Genomic DNA, 20,047 nt, shown 5'->3' with positions numbered 1-20,047 from the left:
TCAGCTCTCCACCAATCGACCCTCGGTGACGACATCGATGCCGTCGATGGACACGGTGCAGGCGCGCATTCCGATGTCGAGGTGTGCGTAGGAGTCCCGGCCGAGGACAGGGTGCGGGCCGGTGGACCACAGGAAGCTGCCGGCGAACGCGCGGGCGTCCATGCCCATGATGTCGTCCTTGCCGTACATCGCCGCCGCGAACCAGTCGCCGGTCTTCATCAGTCCCCAGCCCATGTGGGACAGGTAGCGCGCCCACTTGTCGTTGGAGTCGGCGAAGAACATGTTCAGCAGCGCCGCCTCGCCGCCGCCGGTGACCTCGTCGATGTGACCGTTGGTGACCGTCAGCGTCGTCTCGTCTCGGACGTACTCCTTGAACGGCAACAAGATGTCGCCCTCGGACAGCACGATCTTTCCGTTGGAGATCTCCGGCCAGCACAACACCATCGTCGACGGCCAATGATCCCAGCGGCCCTTGTCGTCGGCGAAACCCACCTGGAACTCGGGCTGCGAATTGCTCAGTTGCACGGTGAGATCGGTGCCGGCCTCGTTGGTGATGCGCATGGTCGAACCGTTGCGAATCAGATCGACGCCGGCCTGTACTCGCTCCTTGTCGCCGTCCTGGGGCATGTTGCGGATCAACACGTCCGGGGCGTCGCAGACGAAGATGATGCGCGTTCCGGCGGCCAGGATCTCCTGCTGGATGGGCGCGTGGATGAAGCCTTCACTGGTGAGGTCGACCACGAGGTCCGCGCCCTTGAGCATGTCCTGAGCCACCGAACTGTTCATGACCGACACCAGGCCTGGGCCTGCCCCGGTGTGGGTGCTCGGCATCGGCGCCGGACTACCGCCGGGGACCGTTGCCGCGAGCACCTGGGCACCCAGGCTCTGGGCCGCACCGAAGGCAGCCGAGATGTAATCACCGCGGCTCGACGGTTCCGCGAGAATCACCACCTGCTCTCCGGGCTGAACTTTGCACAGCTCGAGCTGACGGGTGAATGCGCGCAACAGATCAGCTGATCGCAGATCGAACATCTCGGTTCCTCTCGTGATCGTTCTCGGTCGTACGTGTCTCGGTGATACCGCCCAGTCGGGCAAGGTCTTTCAGATAGGGCACTTCGTCGCGTGCGTCGAGCAACTCGCGTCGAGTCACTGTGGCCGATACCGATCCGACGCCCTCGTCCATCTCGACGATGGTGCGCCCCTGCGGTCCGACGATGACGCTGTGACCCGCGAACCGTGGGCCGTCGCCGGTCTGTCCGGTGAGTCCGGCGGCCGCGACGACGACGCCGTTCTCGAGTGCACGGGACCGGGTCAGCAGCTTCCACACGTGCAGGCGAACGTGCCCGAATGCGGACGGCACGGCGATCACATCGGCTCCTCGCTGGACCAGATCGCGGACCGTCTCGGGAAAGCCTGCCTCGTAGCAGATCACGACGCCGATGGTGCCGAACGGAGTGCTGACCAGCAGTCCGCTCTCTGCTCCGGGAGTGAACACCGATTTCTCTCGGTCCCAGAGAAAACGCTTGTGTCCCAATGCCAGCAGGCCGTCCGGACCCACGACGAGCGAGCTGTCGAAGACGACTCCTGCGGAGTCGCGAAACACGATCGCCGTCACCAGAACCGTATCGGTATCGGCAGCGAGATCGGAGAGCGCGATCGATGTACGACCGGGTACCGACTCGGCCATCGAATCGAGGTCGTCGAGATCGTAACCGCTGGCGAACAATTCGGGTAGGACGATCAGCTTGGACCCGGCCGCGGCGAGCGTACGCACTTCTGCTGCCACTGCATCGATGTTCTGCTGCCAGGCACCGGTCCGCGAACCGGTCTGCACCACAGCGATATCGAACGTGTCGACCACCGGCTCGGTGTCGACGCCGCGCAGGCGGGCCGACGTGGTCATTGCGCCACCCGGTTCATGTCGGTGGTGTAGAACGGGCCTGCCAACCTGCCGAGGAATCGGTGTTGGAGTGTGTCGACATGCAGGTCGCTGGTGAGCAACCCGGGCCTGCTGGTCACCGTAGTCACGGTCCCGAGCACCAGAGTGTCCGAGCCGAGCGCAATTTCTTGCAACGTTCGGCATTCGAGCGAGACCAGGGATTCGAGGACCGACGGAGCCGAGACCGACACCGACGGCACCGCGGTCATCTGCGAGAGCTCGAACTCGTCGATTTCCGCATCGACGGTGGCGAAACTCGCGGTCACCGCATCCACGGTGTCGGCGGACGGAATGTTGACGACGAATTCGCCGGTGTCGCGAATGTTGACCAACGTGTCCTTGAGCTCTCCGGGGGACCCGATGCGCTCGCCGATGGAGATCATCAGCGTTGCCGGATTGCGCGAGGCGACGTTGAAGAAGCTGAACGGTGCCAGGTTGCGAACGCCGTCGCCGGAGACGGTCGAGATCCACGCGATCGGACGAGGTTGCACCGCGCAGGACAGCAGTTTGTACACATCCCCCGAAGACATCGAATCGATGTCGTGGCGGGTGCGATCCGTGAGCTCCAGAGAGTCGCCTACCTGGGAAGTCATCGAAACGAGCCTTCTTTCGCTTGCTGTGCAACCGGTCGTGCAACCGATTGCGTTGCTCTGACGATAGAGGGGTTTCGAGCTCGATGTCGAGCTTTGGGCGACAAATCCGGAACCAATTAATGGCACCGTTACACGGGCCCCGGCCGCGTAACCTCCGCCTTACTCGCCGCGCAGACCGGCCCGCGCCGAATCGGTTGCACTGTCGGGTCCACGCGGGGGCCCGTACCCCTCCGACGTCCCGTCGACGATGCGCACCTCGTCCTCCCACGGCAGTCGATAGGTTCCGTCGGCCAGGTCGCGAACGTAGGTGTACGGGCAGTCCTGCGCGCCACCGGCCAGGGCCGTGAACCCGCGATGTCCCAGTTGGTAGATGTTGTTCTCGACTCCCCATTCTCGACGTGCCGCATCGGCGCGGGCCGGCTCGATCGATACCGTCACCACTCGATCGGGTGTCGAATCGCCGCGCTCGACGATGGTTCCTTCGTAGTCGCACACCATCGCCTCGCCCATCGACGGGATGCCGTTGCCGTCCTCCCCCGCCAGACACACCGATGCCGTGTACGCCAAGTTGTGAAAGGCATTGGCCTCGTTGGTGATACGCCAGGACTGCCGCAGCGGAAACTTGTACCCCGCCGTGCGCAGCAGCACGTTCGCACCGCGATAGCTCGCCTCCCGCGCCATCTCGGGAAACATTCCGTCGTGGCAGATCAACAACGACAGAACGGAACCCTTCGGCCCCGGGCAGACCGGTAGGCCGATGTCGCCGGGCTCCCACGGCTCCTTGGGCGTCCAGGGATGCAGTTTGCGGACGTACAGCGCTATGTCACCTCGATCGTCGACGATGATTCCGGAGTTGAACGGCGCCCCGCCCGGGTTGCGTTCCATGATGCTGAAACAGCCCCACACCGCCGACTCACGGCACGCGTCGCGCAGACGCTCCACCTGCGGACCGTCCATATCGCACATCACCTCGTCGGATGCCCACGAGGACTTGCGTAAGCCGTGCAGCGAATACTCCGGGAACACCACGAGATCCAGGGCCGAGAATCCAGCCTTCGCCTCACGCAACTGCCTGCATACGCGATCGGTCGTCGCATCCACGTCGGCCATGCTGGTGATCAGCGGAACCTGCTGTTGAACCAGACCGAGCGTGAGCGACGTCGGCGATGGATTGAGACCACCCAAACCTGTCATCGAATGTCCGTTCCTCGAGAGCAACTTGTTGCGCAAACGATTGCGCACGGTGCTAGCTTAGGGGTCATCAGGGGTCGGGGCAGCGCCGACGGAGGATCGAGGGGAACCGCCAGTGGACAGCACTACGTCGGGAAGCGTCACGCTCAAAACGGTCGCAGCTGCTGCGGGAGTGCATGTCTCGACCGTTTCCCGAGCTCTACGACGCGTCGCGCTCGACCCGGCCGGTGCCAGCGCCGGAGACCTGCGATTGTTCGAGCTGGCCCGCGAGATGGACTACGTCCCCAACCCCAACGCGGCGAGCTTGACCACCAAGAAGTCCACCGCGTTCGGAGTCCTCGTCCCGCGATTGACCGACGTGGTGCTCTCGGCGATGTACGACGCCATCGAAGAGACAGCGAACCGTGCCGGGTACGAGACCTTCGTCGCCAACACCCACGACGATCCGATTCAGCAACGTCGACGCATCGATCTGTTGCTCGGCCGCAACGTCGACGGCCTCATCTTCGGTGACGCTCGCCTCGACAGCGAGAACCTCGAGGACCTCCACCGCCGAGGAATCAAGTTCGTGCTCATCAGCCGTAGATACCCGGGGATGACCTCGGTGACGTGCGACGACCATCGGGGCGGCTACCTCGCCGGTGAGCACTTGGCCAGGCTCGGCCACACCCGAGTGGGGATCGTGTCCGGCCCGGCGTGGGCCAGCACCGGAATCGACCGATCGGAGGGCTGCCGAGCTGCCCTCCGCGATGCAGGCATCGACGTTCCCGACGAGTACGTACGGGAAGAGGGCTTCGATCCCGAGGCCGGACGACGCGGGGCCACAGCACTTCTGGCGTTACCGACACCTCCGACCGCGATCTTCGCGACCAACGATTTCAGCGCCATCGGAGTCCTCGGAGTCCTGCGCGAAGCGCAGTTGCAGCCGGGACGCGACATTGCGGTCGTCGGCTACAACGACATCTCGATCTGCAGCGAATTGACGGTGCCCTTGACGACAATTCACAGTCCGCACCGCGAAATCGGCACACGCGCAGCCGAAATGCTGTTGGCCGTCACCCACGGGCTGCCGGTGTCCTCGGTGGCACTCACACCGACGCTGGTCGTCCGCGACTCCACGGTTCCGGGGCGAACTGCACCGGCACAGTTCTCGCCGGTCGGCGGGTAACCGCAGTCATCGGTGGGCGTAGTGCGACGTGACGGAGATCGCCACGGCGTTCTACCAGCACTTTCCTCGTGACGGCCCTCATGGACGTGCACGTCCATGTTTGGCAGACCCTCGGTGCAGGGAAGGCGTCGACAAGACGCAGCCGAGGCACATCGGTGCGTCACCGAAATTTTGAGGAGACAGTGACATGCCCACCACAGTGGCCGACCAACTCGTTCGAGGACTCGTCGACGCCGGCGTTCAGCGCATCTACGGCATCGTCGGCGACAGTCTCAATCCTGTGGTCGACGCGGTGCGCCGTACCGGGGGATCGGCCAAGGGCGGTATCGACTGGATTCATGTCCGACACGAGGAGGCAGCGGCGTTCGCTGCTTCGGCCGACGCGCAGACCACCGGCACGTTGGCCGTCTGCGCCGGCTCCTGCGGGCCCGGGAACCTGCATCTGATCAACGGCCTCTACGACGCACACCGTTCCGGCGCACCGGTTCTGGCGATCGCGTCGCACATTCCCAGCAGCGAGATCGGCTCGGGCTACTTCCAGGAAACGCACCCCGACCGCCTCTTCGGTGAATGCTCGCTCTACAACGAATTCGTCTCCACTGCCGACCAGGCTCCCCGGGTGTTCCGCGCGGCGATCAACGCCTCCATCACCGGCGGCGGGGTATCGGTTCTGACGCTCCCCGGAGACATCGCCGAACTGTCGGCCGCCGGCACCATGGACCCGATAGCCATTCCCTCGGCACCGATCGTCACACCGCCGGCGGCGGACATCGAGAAACTGGCCGACGCCATCAACAATGCCGAGAAGGTCGCGATTTTCGCCGGCTACGGAGTCAAGGGTGCTCACGACGAGGTGGTGGCATTCGCCGACACCATCGGCGCACCCGTCGGACATTCGTTGCGCGGAAAGGAGTTCATCCAGTACGACAACCCGTACGACGTCGGTATGACAGGTCTGCTGGGCTACGGCGCGGCCCATGCAGGAATTCACGACGCGGATCTGCTCATCCTGCTCGGCACCGATTTTCCGTACCAGCAGTTCCTTCCCGAGGACGTCACCACCGCACAGATCGATATCGATCCGACGAAGCTCGGACGCCGAACCTCGGTGCAGTACCCGATCCACGGTGATGTTCTCGCGACGGTGAATGCGTTGCACCCGTTGGTCACTCGCAAGACCGACCGCCGGTACGTGGAGAAGTGGGTGGACAAGCACAACGACCTCATGGGCAAGACGATCGGCGCATACACCCGCAACGCCGAGACGCTCGTTCCCATCCACCCCGAATACGCCGCGTCGGTGCTCGATGACCTCGCCGCCGACGACGCCGTCTTCACCACCGACACCGGAATGTGCAACGTGTGGACCGCCCGCTACATCAACCCCACCGGCGAAAGGGCGTTCGTCGCGTCGATGCTGCACGGTTCGATGGCCAATGCCCTGCCGCACGCCATCGGAGCGCAGTTCGCCAATCCGGACCGCCAGGTCGTCTCGATCTCCGGCGACGGCGGATTCTCGATGCTGCTCTCCGAACTCCTGACCGTCGCGATGTACAAGCTGCCCGTCAAGATCGTGCTGTTCGACAATTCCACGCTCGGCATGGTCAAGGCCGAGATGCTCGTCGACGGTCTGCCCGACTTCGGCGTCGACGTGCCGCAGGTCGATTACACCGGCATCGCTGCCGCCGCCGGCATCCACGCACAACGCGTCGAACAGCCCGGTGACATTCGCAGTGCACTCGAAACCGCTTTTGCGGTCGACGGTCCCGCACTGGTCCAGCTGATCACCGACCCGATGGCGCTGTCGGTGCCGCCGACCATCACCGGGGAGCAGATCAAGGGATTCGCGCTCGCGATGAGCAAGGTCGTGCTCAACGGTGGCGTCGGCGAGGCAGTTCGGATGGCCAAGTCGAATCTGCGCAACGTGCCACGGCCGTAGATCGAATCGGCGCCCGAGACATCGGCGCGATGGGTGGCCCTTCGAGGTCTCACCCGTCGCGCCGATTTTTCTGTCGGTGGTTCCATCGGCTCGACCTCGACAGCGCAGCGCGCTCCATCACAGTAAAGAAAGTCTATGCCGGGGGTCACACATGAGTTACTCTGTGTGCACAGAAAGCAACACTGTTGCATACAGCGCAACAGAAGCTACGCCATCCACCAGATACACCTCACCCCCGGAGGACCCCGTGCCCACATTCACGTTCCGCTCCCGCACCGTCAGGGTCGCCGTCGGCAGCAGTGCCGCGGCAGTACTACTCATCGGCGGAGTCGCCGGCTGCGCCGACCGCTCATCGGGAGGTGGCGACGGCGAAACTTATCCGAGCGGCAACATCACCCTGCTGACGCCGACGTCCGCAGGTGGCGCAACAGACCTCACCGCACGCACGCTGGGCAAGCAGATGGAAGCCGACCTGGGCGTCAGTGTCATCGTCGAAAATCGTCCTGGCGGAGCGGGTTCCATCGGCATGCAGTATCTCGCCGACCAGGACGCCGACGGTTACACGATCGGCGTTCTTCCAGTCGAGGTGAGCTTGCTCGGCCATCAGGGTTATTCCATCGACCCGGCGGCCTACGACTTTCTCGGCCAGGTCAATTCCCAACCCGGCACCATCGCAGTGCCCGCGAGCAGCCCCTATCAGACCCTCGATGATCTGATAGCCGCAGCCGGCGCAGACCCCGGTTCCATCACCGTGTCCAATGCCGGACCTGGGTCCATCTGGGAGGCAGGGGCTGTCGAGCTCGGCCGCGTAGCCGGTGTCGAGTTCACCGGAGTCCCGTTCGACGGTGGCGCACCCGCGGTGACCGCTGCAATCGGATCTCAGGTGGATGCAGTGGTCGCAGGCATCGGCGAAACTGCACCGGCGCATTCCGACGGACGCCTGCGTGTACTCGCCGTGTTCACCGAGGACCAGGCACCCGCACTTCCCGGGGTCCCCACCGCCACCGAACTCGGGCTCGATGTGGTGATCGGCAGCTGGGCCGTCATCGCGGCACCGACCGGCCTGCCCGAGGATGTTGCCACGAAGCTGGAGCAGTCCATCGAGACGGCCTCGGCCACAGACGAATACATCGATCTGATCGAATCCGGCGGCAATCTGCCGCTCTACCGTCCGGCCGGCGAGACCACCTCGTTCGTGGGATCCGAATCCGATCGCTTCGCGGAGTTGGCGGCCCAGGAATGACCACCCGAGACCTACCCACCGTCGATCAGATGGTGGAAGACGCAGGTGCGGATACCCCGCGCTCCCCCAACCGGCGATCGTACGAGGTGGCTGTCGCCGTCTCGGTCATCGCCCTGGGCGTACTCGTCTACGTCATGACCAGCCGCATCGACGTCGCCCGCGAAGGGCAACAGTTCGGACCGCGCTGGTGGCCCACAGCCCTTGCCGTCGCGATGATCGTCATCGGACTCGGTTTGGCGCTGCAGTCCCTTCTCAGCCGTATCACTTCGGACGAACCGACCATCACTGCATCCGGCGGGTTCGTGCTGGCAGCGACGCTCGCGACCATCGTCGTCTACGGATTTGCCTGGCAGTACCTGGACTTCCGGCTCGTCACTGTCTTCTTACTGGCAGCCATCACAGCGATCTCGGGCGGTCGCGGCGTCAAAGCTCTCGCCGTGTTCCCGATCGTCACCACCGCAATTCTGTGGCTGATCTTCGGCTTGTTGTTGCAGGTTCCACTGTGAGCGCGGTCGCGGAAGGCCTGGGCGCACTACTCGATCCGAGCATTGGTCTGTGCCTGCTGGTCGGTGTCCTCCTCGGCACCCTCGTCGGTGCAGTTCCCGGTATCACCGCCGCTATGGCCGTCGCTCTCGCCGCCGGCTTCACCCTCACACTCGAACCGCTGCAGGGCCTTTCGGTTCTACTGTCCATCTACGTCGCGGCGCAGTTCGGCGACCGCGTCCCGGCGATCCTGATCAACACCCCCGGCACCCCGGCCTCCATCGCGACGACGTTCGACGGATTTCCGATGGCCAAACAAGGCCGCGCCGGAGTTGCTCTGACCAGCTCGGCGTTGGTTTCGGCCGTCGGCTCGGTCGTGGGCATCTGTATTCTGATCTTCGCCGCACAACCCATCGCCAGTATCGCGCTGGAGTTCGGCCCGGCGGAGATGTTCGCACTCGTCGTCTTCGGAATGACGATGATGATCGGTGTATCCGGCGGACGCGTAGTCAAAGGATTGTTCGCCGGTGTACTCGGACTCCTGTTCGGGGCCATCGGCCGTGACCCGATCACTGGCGACGGACGTTTCACGTTCGGGATGAACGAACTGAGCTCCGGCATTCCGTTCATCGCCGCGATCGTCGGACTGTTCGGCATCGCAGAGGTGTTCAACCAGATGATCACTCGGCACCCCAACATGATCCCGACGCCCATCACACAACTCGGCAAGTGGTGGCCGGACAAGGCCGAGCGACGCGAATTGATCAAACCGGCCATGATCGGCTCCGGCGTCGGCGCAGTAGTCGGTGTGGTTCCCGCAGCAGGCGGCGACATCGCCGGAATCGTCTCCTGGGACCAAGCACGGCGTGCATCGAAGACACCGGAGAAGTTCGGCAAGGGCTCACTCGAGGGACTCGCCGCGGCGGATACCGCAAGTACCGCGACCATGGGCGGATCGGTGACAACCACTCTGGCACTCGGTGTTCCGGGAGATGCCGTCATGGCGGTCATGATCGGATCGATGGTGATCTGGGGCCTGCAACCCGGCCCGGCGCTGTTCGTCAACTCACCCGATCTCGTCTACAGCCTCGCTGCGATCATGCTGCTCGCCACCTTCGCCGCCCTCGCATTGGCACTGGTCCGCATGCGCGGTGTCATCAAGCTGCTGGATCTCCCCCAGCAGTACCTGTGGGCCGTGATCATCACGTTCTGCATGGTCGGTACCTATGCCGTACAGAACAGTGCATTCGACGTCGGACTCATGCTCGTGTTCGGCCTCCTCGGTCTGGTGTTGCGACGCAACGGTTTTCCGGCAGGGCCGCTGGTACTCGGGCTCATTCTGGGTCCTCTGGCCGAAAGCAACATTCGCCGTGCATTCCTGATCGACGGCGCCGCCAGCATCTACACGAGCGCGATCGCGGTCGGTCTGCTGGTGCTCAGTGTGCTTGCCGTCGTCGGCCCCCACATTCGGACCGTCTTGACGAAGACCCGCCGCCGCGAGGCCATGGAGGACATCGATGCCTGAGGTCATCTGCATCGGTGAGACCATGACACTGGTCGCACCCGTCGACGCGACACCTCTTGCGTCCGCAGACCTGTTCACGCTGCACATGGGCGGTGCGGAATCGACTGTCGCCCTGTATCTCGCCGAACTGGGCCACGACGTCGCCTGGGCCAGCCGCGTCGGCAACGACCCGCTCGGCCGCCGTATTGTCGACGACATCGCCGCGCACGGCGTCGACACCTCCCTCGTGCGTTTCGCGGACGAAGCTCCCACCGGGGTGTACTTCAAGGACCCGAAAGGCACAGCGACAACGGTCCATTACTACCGGCGAGGGTCTGCGGCCTCACACATGTCTCCCGCAACCCTGGACGGCCTACCGCTGCGAGAGGCACCTCTGGTGCACGTCTCCGGCATCAACGCCGGGCTGTCCGATTCGTGTCTGGAGATGATGCGCGCATTGTTCGACCTGTGTGTCGGCTCGACTACACGCATCTCCTTCGACGTCAACTACCGTCCGGGAGTCTGGAGCACAGCGGAGGCCGGTCCGATCCTGCTCGAACTCGCACGACGCGCCGACGTGGTGTTCGTCGGCCGAGACGAGTCGGCCGAGCTGTGGGGCACCACCGACGCAAGATCCATCGGCACATTGATGGATGCCGGGCCGCATCGAGTGGAGACACTCGTGGTCAAGGACAGCGACGTCGGTGCCACCGAGATCACATCGGCGGGTGCGACATTCGTGCCGGCACACCGAGTGGACGTTGTCGAAGTGGTGGGAGCGGGGGATGCGTTCGCGGCGGGGTACCTGTCCGGCCTGCTGACTGGCAAGGAGGCTCGCGAACGATTGTCTCTGGGACACGACCTTGCCGCACGAGCGTTGTCCAGTACCAACGACTACGTTCCAGCTATCACCGGGGTCCGCACTCATGGGTGAACCCGTACGAACAGGAGTCAGCAGATGTCGCAGAGCGTGGAACGTGCAGTCGAGATACTCGAATACGTCGCCGTGCGGCCGCGCACGCAGAGCGAGGTCGCAGCTCACCTCGACGTACACCGATCGACAGCCCTGCGAGTACTGCAGACGCTCACCGACTACGGACTCACTCGCAGACGAGAGGACGGCAAGTACAGCGTCGGATACCGGCTCGCCGGGCTGGCGAATGCCGCCCGCGAACAGTTCGACTTCGCCAACGTAGCGCGCCCCTACCTCGTCGGGCTCGGCGAGCAGTGCTCGCACACAATCCATCTCGCCGCGTTGGAGGCGAATCGGATCATCTACATGGACAAGATCGAACAGCCCGGCATGATCAAATTGTTCTCGCAGATCGGCGCATCGGTATGTCTGCACACAGCAGGCGTCAGTAAAGCAATCCTGGCGTTCCAGGATGCCGAGACGGTCGATTCAGTAATGGCTGCAGCAGAATTCGAGAAATACACGTCCACCACGATCACCTCGCGGGCGCAATTCGACGACGAACTCGCGGTCGTCGCAGAGCGAGGCTGGTCCGTGGACGACGCCGAATACGAGGACTACGTCAACTGCGTCGCAATGCCGGTACGCGACGCCGCGAACCGCGTCGTCGCAGCAGTCTCGGTCACAGCCCTCAAGGGCCGTGCCGATCTCACCGCACTCGGTCTTCTGCTGCCCGATCTGAAGGCAGTGACCGACAACATATCCAAGGAGCTCGGATGGAGACCACAGAATACGGGGTAGCTCAGGCGAACTCCTGGTTCGACGAAGCGTTCACGAACACTCCCGTCATGGCAATCCTGCGGGGTTTCTCACCCGAACGAACCGTCGAACTCGCTCGTCGGGGCTGGGATGCCGGAATCACCTGCATCGAAGTACCGATCCAGTCTGCGGTTGCACTCGACGCACTCGCCGCAGTGGCGGACGCCGCGCGTGAACGTGGGCTCGTGGTCGGGGCAGGCACCGTAGTCAGCTCCGAACATGTGGCTCGAGCACACAATTGCGGAGCATCGTTCACTGTGGCACCCGGATTCGATCCCGCGGTTGCCGATGCCAGCATCGCCGCAGGAATGCCGCACCTGCCGGGTGTGGCAACCGGTACCGATGTACAGCACGCCGCCGCCTTCGGCCTGAGCTGGGTGAAGGCCTTCCCTGCCTCCATACTCGGCGCCGATTGGTTCACTGCGATGCGAGGACCGTTTCCGCAGGTGAAGTTCGTTGCCACCGGAGGCATGAATGCACGGAACGCCCCTGCCTACCTCGCAGCCGGAGCCAGCGTGATCGCCGTTGGGTCCGCCCTCGAAGACGAGGTCCAAATCGACCTTCTCTCCAACCTTCTCGCAGTTCGATAGGAGATCCACCATGCCCTCGCTACTCAACGACGCCTACACCCCGTCGTCCTCTCGTTACGAATCCATGCACTACCGCGCCGTGGGAGCCTCCGGACTGGTGTTGCCTGCGGTCTCACTCGGCATGTGGCACAACTTCGGCGACGACACGCCTCTGCAACGTCAGCGAGAGATCATCAGAGCCGCTTTCGATCTCGGGATCACTCACTTCGACCTCGCCAATGGCTACGGTCCGCCGCTGGGGTCAGCGGAGAAGAATGTCGGGCGCATCTTGCACGAGGATTTCTCGAATCTCAGGGATGAGATCGTGGTGTCCACCAAGGCCGGGTACGACTTCTTTCCGGGTCCGTACGGCCGCGGGGGCGGAGCCAAGTATCTCCTCGGCAGCCTCGACCATTCGTTGCGCAGCCTCCGGCTCGACTACGTGGACATCTTCTACAGTCATCGTTTCGACCCGAATACTCCGCTGGAGGAAACAGCACGCGCACTCGACGCCGCTGTGCGCTCGGGTAGGGCTCGCTACGTCGGTATTTCGTCGTATTCGGCAGCGCGAACCGTCGAGATGGCCGCGTTGTTGCGTGATCTCGGAACCCCACTGGCCATCCACCAACCGTCGTATTCACTCCTGAACCGCTGGGTCGAGGACGGTGAGCCGTCGTTGCTCGACGTACTCGACGCTCAGGGAATCGGCTGTATTGCCTTCTCCGCGCTGGCACAGGGGCTGCTGACGACCAAGTACCTCGACGGTATTCCCGACGGATCACGCGCCACGCAAGGCAAGACGATGCGCGAGGGAATGCTGTCGCAGGAAAACCTGGACAACGTGGCTGCGCTGAACAAGATCGCCGAACGGCGCGGTCAGCGGCTCGCCCAGATGGCGCTGGCGTGGGTACTTCGTCGTTCGCAGATCTCGTCTGTACTGATCGGTGCGTCTCGTCCAGACCAACTCGCCGACAGCGTTCTTGCACTGCAGAGTCCGGAGTTCTCCGACAGTGACCTCGCCGAGATCGACGAGTACGCGGTCGACGGAGGCCTGAACATCTGGCTTGCATCGAGCACCGCGTGAACACGCCCGACGCAGCACTCCTGGACGAACAGTCGGTCCGCTTCTCCTCGTTCGACTACGACGACGCATGGAAGCTGGGCTGCCAGTTGCGCGCCGCAGCAGCTGAACGCAGGCTCCCGATCGTGATCGGAATTCTGCACGGTCAGCAGCGCGCATTTCATTCGGCGCTCCCCGGTGCATACCCCGAGAACGATCATTGGCTCAGCCGCAAGATCGCCACCGCGCAGCGATACGGCCGCAGTTCGCTCGGTGTACTCGAGTTCTTCACTTCGACCGGCCGCGATTTCGACACCGACTCGCGACTGCCACACGACGAATTCGCAGCCGCGGGCGGTGTCCTTCCCATCGTCGCGGAAGGAGTGGGCGTCGTCGGATTCGTCGGTGTGTCCGGCCTCCCGCATCGTGAGGACCACTCGTTCGTCGTCGAACAGGTGCAGCTGTTCCACCGATCGCAGAGGATCGACCCGACGTAGAGGCAGGGGTGCGGGTGGTCGGTTTGTTAGGGTCATCTAGGCATTTCGGGCATCCCGCGATCGGAAGGCACAACCATGGCCATCGACTACACCCGCAAGCCCTCGACCGGGCAGACTCCGCCGCAGCAAAACGGAGCTCCCGTCAGTCTGAGCAAAGTCACGCTGTCCAAGGCGTCACCGACGATCAGCCTCACCAAGTCCGGCGAGAAGCAGGGTTCGATGCGGGTCAACCTGAATTGGTCGACCGGCGCACCCGCGGCACAGCCGAAGAAGAAGGGCTTCCTGGCCAAGTTGGCCGCGGCGTCGTACGGCTCCGGCGGTGTCGATCTCGACCTCGGCTGCCTCTACGAACTGCGCGACGGTTCCAAAGGCGTCGTCCAGGCACTCGGTAACAGCTTCGGTTCACTGCAGGATGCCCCGTTCATCGCGCTCGACGGCGACGATCGCTCCGGTTCGGTCAGCGGCGGCGAGAACATGCACATCAACCTCGCCCATCCCGAGAAGTTCGCTCGAATCCTGATCTTCGCGATGATCTACGACGGCGCACCGAACTGGGCCGCGGTGGACGGAGTGGTGACGCTGTACCCCACCAGCGGACCACAGGTCGAGGTACGCCTCGACTCGGCCGAGAACTCCGCGCGAATCTGCTCGATCGCATTGTTGGAGAACACTTCTGCGGGGATCACCGTCACCCGCGAGGTCGAGTACATCCAGGGGAGCCAGGCCGATCTCGACAAGAAGTACGGCTGGGGACTGCGCTGGGCGGCGGGCCGCAAGTAGTCAGAGAGGTTGCGGCGGAATCATTTCCAGCCGGACGCCGATCAATCGAACCTCTCTCGTGTGGTCGAGGCGATCGACGAGCGCCACCGCAGCAGAGGTCAGAATCTCCGGATCGAAGGTCGGCGCGCCGACGATCGGTGCGCTGACGGTATGCGTCTCGAAAGGCGCATAGCGAATCTTCAGTGCCGCTCGAACTGCCGGCCGGTTCTCGGCTTCGATGTCGGCCAACACCTTCGATGTCAACGCAGCGACCTCGTCCCGGATGACGGCCCAATCTGCGACGTTGGTCTGGAACGTGATCTCGCGGCTGTGTGACCGCGCAACCCAGGGCTCGGAGGTGACCGGCGCGAGGTCGATGCCCCGCCCCTTCGTACCGAGCCAGGGACCGATCTTCGGGCCGAACGCCGCGGCCAGGTCCGCATCGTCGGCGTCGGCAAGTTCTCGGACTGTCGAGATGCCGAGGGCCGCCAGCCTCTTCGAGATCTTCTTGCCGATCCCCCACAACGCATCGGTACTGCGCTCGCCCATCACCTCGAACCAATTGTCCTGCGTAAGCCGGTAGACGCCCTGCGGCTTGTCGAAGTCGGTGGCGATCTTGGCTCGTAACTTGTTGTCTCCGATGCCCACCGAGCAATGCAGCCCCGTCGCGTCGAACACAGCGTCGTGCACTGTCTTCGCCACCCCCTCGGGGTCATCGGTCTCGACACCGAGAAAAGCCTCGTCCCAACCGATCACCTCGACGACGAATCCCAACGTCCGCAGAGTGTCCATCACCAGCGCCGACGCCTCGTCGTACGCCGGCTTGTCCACGGGGAGGAAGACCGCGTCGGGAATCTTCTTCGCGGCGACGCGCAGTGGCATTCCGGATCCGACGCCCTTCGCACGCGCCTCGTAGGAGGCGGTCGAGACCACCCCACGCTCGGTCTGGTCTCCCCTGCCGCCGACCACCACGGGTCGGCCCGCCAGATCCGGATTGCGGAGCACTTCCACGGCGGCGATGAACTGATCGAGGTCGACGTGCAGTACCCATCGGCGCCGCGCTGAGTCGGTCGGTGTACTCCCGGTCATAGTGCTCAGTCTGCCCGTGGTGTCTCATGACGCCATGACGAAATCGATATCTCGCACCATCGGACGAGTAGTACTGGGAGCGTTCCTCGTCTTCGCCGGCCTCAGTCATCTCTTCTGGGCGCGCGAGACGTTCGCAGCGCAGGTTCCCGAGTGGGTGCCGCTGAGCACCGACTTCGTCGTACTGGCATCGGGCGTCGTGGAGATCGTGCTCGGCCTGGCGTTGCTGTTCTGGACTGCTCGGGCACCACTCGTCGGTTGGGTCGTCGCGGCGTTCTTCGTCGCGGTCTTCCCCGGCAACATCTCGCAGTTCATCACGCACACCGATGCGTTCGGCCTCGACTCCGATACGGCACGAGGAATCCGATTGCTGTTCCAGCCGCTGCTGATCGTGTGGGCGCTGTGGTGCACCGGGGCCTGGGCTCAGTTCCGCGCGTCCCGACGGGGGCGATCGGGCCGTCAGTAGGTGGACTGCTGACCTGCCGGCACGACGCCGTGGTGCAACTGCGCCACGTCAGGGTGCGCTCGTGTTCGGGACTTCCACGCGTTTTCGCCGTAGGTGCGGTAGATGGGGTTGTCGGGATCGTTCTCGACGCCCCGTGACTGCAGCGCCAACTCCGGTGGCAGTTCGATGACAGGTACGACGGCATCGAGGTCGGGGCTCAGGAAGTGAGGCACGGAGACTCGATCGGTGCCTGGCCCCGGCGCGACCACTCGATGCCGTGTCGCCCGTAGATAGCCGCCGGTCGCCACTTCCAACAGCTCACCGATGTTGACGATGAACGCCCCGTCCAGTGGCGGCACGTCGATCCATGTGTCCGGCGTCGTCTCCACCTGTAGCCCGGTCGAGTCCGGCTCGACGAGCAGCAGTGTCAACACCCCTGAGTCCTTGTGCGCACCGACGCCCTGCGAATGATCGGGAGTGCCCGGGTAACGCACGACCTTCACCAGTGTCGCGGGCGCGGTGGCGAAAGCGTCGTCGAACACGTTCTCGGGCGCTCCCAGGGAATGTGCCCAATGCCGAAGCAGCCGGAGTCCAAGACCCGACACCGTCCGTTCCCACTGCTCGAACGTCTCTCTGAATCCTGCGGGCTGCGAAGGCCAGAGATTGGGGCCCTGAAGATTCCAGTAGCCCGCCACACCCTCGATCGCCGGACGTTCGGGCCCGATGTCGATCTGCTCCCGCCAATCCACCCGGCCGTTGGTCAGCTCGCCACCCACCCGCGAGTAGCCACGAAAGTGCGGGCTCTTCAGCTGACTGATCTCGTCCTTGACATCGTCCGACACAGCGAAGAACTCACGCGCGAGACGCAGCACCTCGTGCATACGTGAGTTCTCGATCCCGTGTCCGACGAGATAGAAGAAGCCGGACCCGTGAGCCGCTTCACGCAGCGACAGCTCGAACGAGCGGGGGTCGTCATCGGCCAGACCGAGATCCAGAACGGGAAGCATGCTCGCAATTGTCCTCCCCACCTGACGCGTCGGCCAGCACTGTTGAGGTTCGGTGAATATCGGCGCGTGGATGCCAGACTGGACGCCATGAGCCCTGAAGCACTCGACATCACCGTCGTCGGTCACGGCGCAGCGACCTACCCACCCGAGCAGTGCACACTCTCGCTCACCGTTCGCACCGACGGCCGCACGGCGGAGTCCGCGTCCGAACCCGCTCAGCAACTCGTCCGGGAACTCACGAGACTGGTCGAGCCGCTCTACAACAGCGACGGCGGACCGATCGATCGTTGGTCGGTGGACCAGGTGCGCCACTCGCGCCACCGCCCGTTCAACAACGACGGAGAACAACTCCCTTACGTCTACCAAGCCGAGGCGTCGGTGGAGGTGCAGTTCAGCCAACTCGATCTGGTGGACGCGTTCGTCTACGCAGCCTCTGCACTGGAGGGAGTGTCGATCGACCACTTCGACTGGGACCTCACCGAATCCAGCAGAACCGCTCGTACTCTCGCGGTCCGAGAACTCGCTGTGCGCGACGCCGTCTCCAAGGCCGAGGCCTATGCATCGAGCCTGGGCCGTACGGGCGTGAACGCTGTGGCGATAGCCGACCCGGGCCTGCTTCCTGGGACCACCGAACATGGTGGAGCCGAGCCCTCCGCTCGCATGTTCGCCGCGCAGTCGACCCCTGCCGGATTCGCACTGAAACCCGAGAACATCACGATCTCCGCGAGCGTGCACGCCCGGTTCACGGCCTCCTGACGCGTCGCGCCTAGGCTCGAATCATGAATCGAGACGATGCCCGACGCCTCTGGCCGCGGCCGCCGCTGCTGCCTCGTCCGATCCTGATGGATCAGCGCTGGGAACGGCTCGTCTTTCTGCACTGGCGAGTTCCGAGTTCGGCCGTCGCCCCGCTGTTGCCTCGCGGATGCACGCCCGACGAATTCGACGGCTCGTCGTGGGTCGGGCTGATCGGCTTCCACATGGTCGGTGCCGGCCTCGGTTACCGTCACCCCGTTCCGTACTTCGGCACGTTCGGTGAGATCAACGTGCGCCTGTACTCGATCGACGCGGAAGGTCGACGCGGCGTCGTGTTCCGATCCCTCGAGGCATCCAGACTCGCAGTCGTTCTGGGCACCAACGCCGCTCGCATTCCCTATCGCTGGTCGTCGATCGACATAGACGACGACACGACGACAATCGGCTATCGAAGTCGGAGACTCGCTCCCCCGCGTCGCGGTGCCACAACGGACTTCGGAATCGTCCGAGGAACTCGCGATATGTCCGAGGACGCACTCGCGGTCTTCCTCACCGCGCGATGGGGCTTGCACACATCGTTGGCAGGGCGATTGCTCTACGTACCGAACGTGCACCGACACTGGCAGCTTGTCGATGCTCAACTCACCCACTGCTCCGACGAGCTCGTCGCTGCGGCAGGCCTACCCGATGTCAGTACCCGGCCACCCGACTCGGTGCTGTACTCCCCCGGTGTCGAAACTCAGTTCGGCAAGCCCTACACCGTGCGCGGCCGGTAGAAGATCACGTGACCCGAGGATAGTTCGACGACCCAATCTCCCTCTGTGACAGCACCGTCCGAGTGGGAGCTCGACGTCACACTCTCCCGCAGTACGAGATAGTCGGCGTCGAGGGCGAGGTCGAACAACAGCTTCGTGCCGTCCGAGAATTCGACGGCAGGGTCGTCGCCGGTCGAGAGTCGGACCACAGTGGCGCCGATCGAAGGAAGCCTTTCGACGGTCGGGGTCTCCGCCTTCTGACGCTCGGGTGCGGGCCACGATTCGACGGCCCCTCCCGGTCCACACAGCACGGTCGAACCGTCCACCGCGGTGTACTCCCAGGATTCGACTTCGTCTCGCGGGGCGGCCACCACCCTTTGCCGGCCCTCGAACGTCAGGCGGAGGACACCGGATTCGTCGTAGTCTGCGTCTTCGCAGACGAGACCGTGCAGTGTTGCGAAGGCTCGTAGACCCTCGAACTGATTGTCTTCATCGACAGTGAGGCCATCGATCACTACCTCACTGAAAGCAATGCTGGCACCGTTGTCGAACTCGATGCTCAGATCGAAATCGAGCAGAACTCTGCTGACACGGCGCTGTTCGACGGGGAGTTTCATCGACATCGACTGTGCCACAGAATCTGTTCGACACCCACAAAGCCTCGCCGGGGAGAGGATGTTGGACCAGGCGGCGAGCGAATGCGCGCGCGTTCGTCGGGTGCGCGGGAAATGGTGAGTGGTCGGGGCGCGATTGTGCGCGCGGATGGCGAATGCGCGCGCGTCTGCGCTCGTAAGAGCGATCCGCGGTCGCGTCGTCTGCCCGCATCCAGGTCCAGGCCCGGTTCGTCGCGAATGCGCGCGCGTTCGTCGGGTGCGCGGGAATTGGTGTCTGCTTGGGGCGCGATTCTGCGCGCGGATGGCGAACGCGCGCGCGTCTGCGCCGGAGTACACAGTCCGCTGTCGCGTCGTCTGCCCGCACCCCAGTTCAGACACAGACCCCGACTGCCCCGACCCGGCTCGTCGCGAGTGCGCGCGCGTTCGTCGGGTGCGTGGGAATTGATGACTGGTCGGGGCGCGATTGTGCGCGCGGATAGCGAATGCGCGCGCGTCTGCGTTCGTAGGAGCGTCCGCGGTCGCGTGGTCTGTCCGCCCGCCGAGGTCAGGCCCGGATCGTGGCGGGTGCGCGCGCGTTCGTCAGGTGCGTGGATAGTTTGTGGTTTCGAAATGCAGAATGGCCCTCGACCGTGGTCGGGGGCCATTCTGGGATGTTGTGTTCGGCGGTGTCCTACTCTCCCACACCCTGTCGAGTGCAGTACCATCGGCGC

Annotated in this window: 21 protein-coding genes; 14 read left to right on the top strand and 7 right to left on the bottom strand. The window is 64.1% G+C overall.

Annotation, left to right across the window (positions count from 1 at the left end; genetic code table 11):
* The 4 genes from QM615_RS14825 to QM615_RS14810 all read right to left on the bottom strand — a co-directional run bounded on the left by QM615_RS14825 (nt 1) and on the right by QM615_RS14810 (nt 3,726).
* A complete protein-coding gene (locus tag QM615_RS14825) occupies nt 1-1,032 on the bottom strand; it encodes a 2,5-dihydroxypyridine 5,6-dioxygenase NicX family protein (RefSeq protein ID WP_283347516.1) in 1,032 nt (343 codons plus the stop codon).
* Nucleotides 1,010-1,903, bottom strand: coding sequence for a carbon-nitrogen hydrolase family protein (locus QM615_RS14820; protein ID WP_283347515.1), 894 nt, complete (start codon nt 1,901-1,903; stop codon nt 1,010-1,012). Before QM615_RS14820 ends, QM615_RS14825 begins: the two co-directional genes overlap by 23 nt.
* Entirely contained in the window at nt 1,900-2,532 is a 633-nt protein-coding gene (locus QM615_RS14815; RefSeq protein ID WP_283347514.1) for a flavin reductase family protein, read from the bottom strand. Before QM615_RS14815 ends, QM615_RS14820 begins: the two co-directional genes overlap by 4 nt.
* A 159-nt stretch (nt 2,533-2,691) precedes the next feature.
* Nucleotides 2,692-3,726, bottom strand: a complete 1,035-nt coding sequence (locus QM615_RS14810) for a formamidase (RefSeq protein ID WP_283347513.1) — start codon at nt 3,724-3,726, stop codon at nt 2,692-2,694.
* 112 nt (nt 3,727-3,838) lie between these two features.
* Here QM615_RS14810 and QM615_RS14805 point away from each other — a divergent pair, with 112 nt between their 5' ends.
* From QM615_RS14805 to QM615_RS14755, 11 genes are all read left to right on the top strand, one after another.
* Entirely contained in the window at nt 3,839-4,891 is a 1,053-nt protein-coding gene (locus QM615_RS14805; RefSeq protein WP_283347512.1) for a LacI family DNA-binding transcriptional regulator, read from the top strand.
* 187 nt (nt 4,892-5,078) lie between these two features.
* The gene (locus tag QM615_RS14800; protein ID WP_283347511.1) at nt 5,079-6,830 is read left to right on the top strand and encodes a pyruvate dehydrogenase; all 1,752 of its coding nucleotides are present in this window, start codon (nt 5,079-5,081) and stop codon (nt 6,828-6,830) included.
* 247 nt (nt 6,831-7,077) lie between these two features.
* The gene (locus QM615_RS14795) at nt 7,078-8,073 is read left to right on the top strand and encodes a tripartite tricarboxylate transporter substrate binding protein (RefSeq protein ID WP_255183385.1); all 996 of its coding nucleotides are present in this window, start codon (nt 7,078-7,080) and stop codon (nt 8,071-8,073) included.
* Nucleotides 8,070-8,579, top strand: a complete 510-nt coding sequence (locus tag QM615_RS14790; protein WP_283347510.1) for a tripartite tricarboxylate transporter TctB family protein — start codon at nt 8,070-8,072, stop codon at nt 8,577-8,579. Before QM615_RS14795 ends, QM615_RS14790 begins: the two co-directional genes overlap by 4 nt.
* On the top strand, nt 8,576-10,081 hold the full coding sequence (locus QM615_RS14785) for a tripartite tricarboxylate transporter permease (protein ID WP_283347509.1): 1,506 nt from the start codon (nt 8,576-8,578) through the stop codon (nt 10,079-10,081). The genes QM615_RS14790 and QM615_RS14785 overlap by 4 nt, the downstream gene beginning before the upstream one ends.
* Nucleotides 10,074-10,994 (top strand): sugar kinase, encoded by a 921-nt coding sequence (locus tag QM615_RS14780; protein ID WP_094639845.1) that lies wholly within the window; start codon nt 10,074-10,076, stop codon nt 10,992-10,994. The genes QM615_RS14785 and QM615_RS14780 overlap by 8 nt, the downstream gene beginning before the upstream one ends.
* Before the next feature lie 24 nt (nt 10,995-11,018).
* Nucleotides 11,019-11,774 carry an IclR family transcriptional regulator gene (locus QM615_RS14775; protein ID WP_283347508.1) on the top strand — a complete coding sequence of 252 codons (756 nt, stop codon included), beginning with the start codon at nt 11,019-11,021 and terminating at the stop codon, nt 11,772-11,774.
* A complete protein-coding gene (locus QM615_RS14770; RefSeq protein ID WP_283347507.1) occupies nt 11,750-12,382 on the top strand; it encodes a bifunctional 4-hydroxy-2-oxoglutarate aldolase/2-dehydro-3-deoxy-phosphogluconate aldolase in 633 nt (210 codons plus the stop codon). The genes QM615_RS14775 and QM615_RS14770 overlap by 25 nt, the downstream gene beginning before the upstream one ends.
* A gap of 10 nt (nt 12,383-12,392) precedes the next feature.
* Nucleotides 12,393-13,445, top strand: a complete 1,053-nt coding sequence (gene mgrA, locus QM615_RS14765) for an L-glyceraldehyde 3-phosphate reductase (protein WP_283347506.1) — start codon at nt 12,393-12,395, stop codon at nt 13,443-13,445.
* Nucleotides 13,442-13,918 carry a heme-degrading domain-containing protein gene (locus QM615_RS14760; protein ID WP_283347505.1) on the top strand — a complete coding sequence of 159 codons (477 nt, stop codon included), beginning with the start codon at nt 13,442-13,444 and terminating at the stop codon, nt 13,916-13,918. Before mgrA ends, QM615_RS14760 begins: the two co-directional genes overlap by 4 nt.
* Nucleotides 13,919-13,993: 75 nt before the next feature.
* Complete coding sequence (locus QM615_RS14755; protein WP_283347504.1) at nt 13,994-14,698, top strand: TerD family protein; 705 nt, start codon at nt 13,994-13,996, stop codon at nt 14,696-14,698.
* On the opposite strand, the gene QM615_RS14750 is transcribed toward QM615_RS14755, so the two are convergent.
* A complete protein-coding gene (locus tag QM615_RS14750) occupies nt 14,699-15,766 on the bottom strand; it encodes a DNA polymerase IV (RefSeq protein WP_283347503.1) in 1,068 nt (355 codons plus the stop codon).
* 34 nt (nt 15,767-15,800) lie between these two features.
* Between QM615_RS14750 and QM615_RS14745 the strand changes: the two genes are divergently transcribed.
* Entirely contained in the window at nt 15,801-16,229 is a 429-nt protein-coding gene (locus QM615_RS14745) for a DoxX family protein (RefSeq protein WP_269594872.1), read from the top strand.
* On the opposite strand, the gene QM615_RS14740 is transcribed toward QM615_RS14745, so the two are convergent.
* Nucleotides 16,223-17,215: an isopenicillin N synthase family dioxygenase gene (locus QM615_RS14740; RefSeq protein ID WP_283347502.1), complete on the bottom strand. Its 993-nt coding sequence runs from the start codon at nt 17,213-17,215 to the stop codon at nt 16,223-16,225. The genes QM615_RS14745 and QM615_RS14740 overlap by 7 nt on opposite strands.
* 87 nt (nt 17,216-17,302) lie before the next feature.
* Here QM615_RS14740 and QM615_RS14735 point away from each other — a divergent pair, with 87 nt between their 5' ends.
* Complete coding sequence (locus QM615_RS14735; protein ID WP_283347501.1) at nt 17,303-17,971, top strand: SIMPL domain-containing protein; 669 nt, start codon at nt 17,303-17,305, stop codon at nt 17,969-17,971.
* Nucleotides 17,972-17,994: 23 nt separating this feature from the next.
* Nucleotides 17,995-18,744, top strand: a complete 750-nt coding sequence (locus tag QM615_RS14730) for a YqjF family protein (RefSeq protein ID WP_283347500.1) — start codon at nt 17,995-17,997, stop codon at nt 18,742-18,744.
* Here QM615_RS14730 and QM615_RS14725 read toward each other — a convergent pair.
* A complete protein-coding gene (locus QM615_RS14725) occupies nt 18,723-19,340 on the bottom strand; it encodes a DUF6188 family protein (protein ID WP_283347499.1) in 618 nt (205 codons plus the stop codon). The two genes, QM615_RS14730 and QM615_RS14725, sit on opposite strands and share 22 nt — an antisense overlap.
* Nucleotides 19,341-20,047: the final 707 nt, after the last annotated feature.

Source organism: Rhodococcus sp. IEGM 1341, from assembly GCF_030056895.1.
Taxonomy (GTDB): domain Bacteria; phylum Actinomycetota; class Actinomycetes; order Mycobacteriales; family Mycobacteriaceae; genus Rhodococcoides.
Note: the sequence above shows the minus strand (reverse complement) of the source record. Positions and strands in the feature narration are given on the sequence as shown.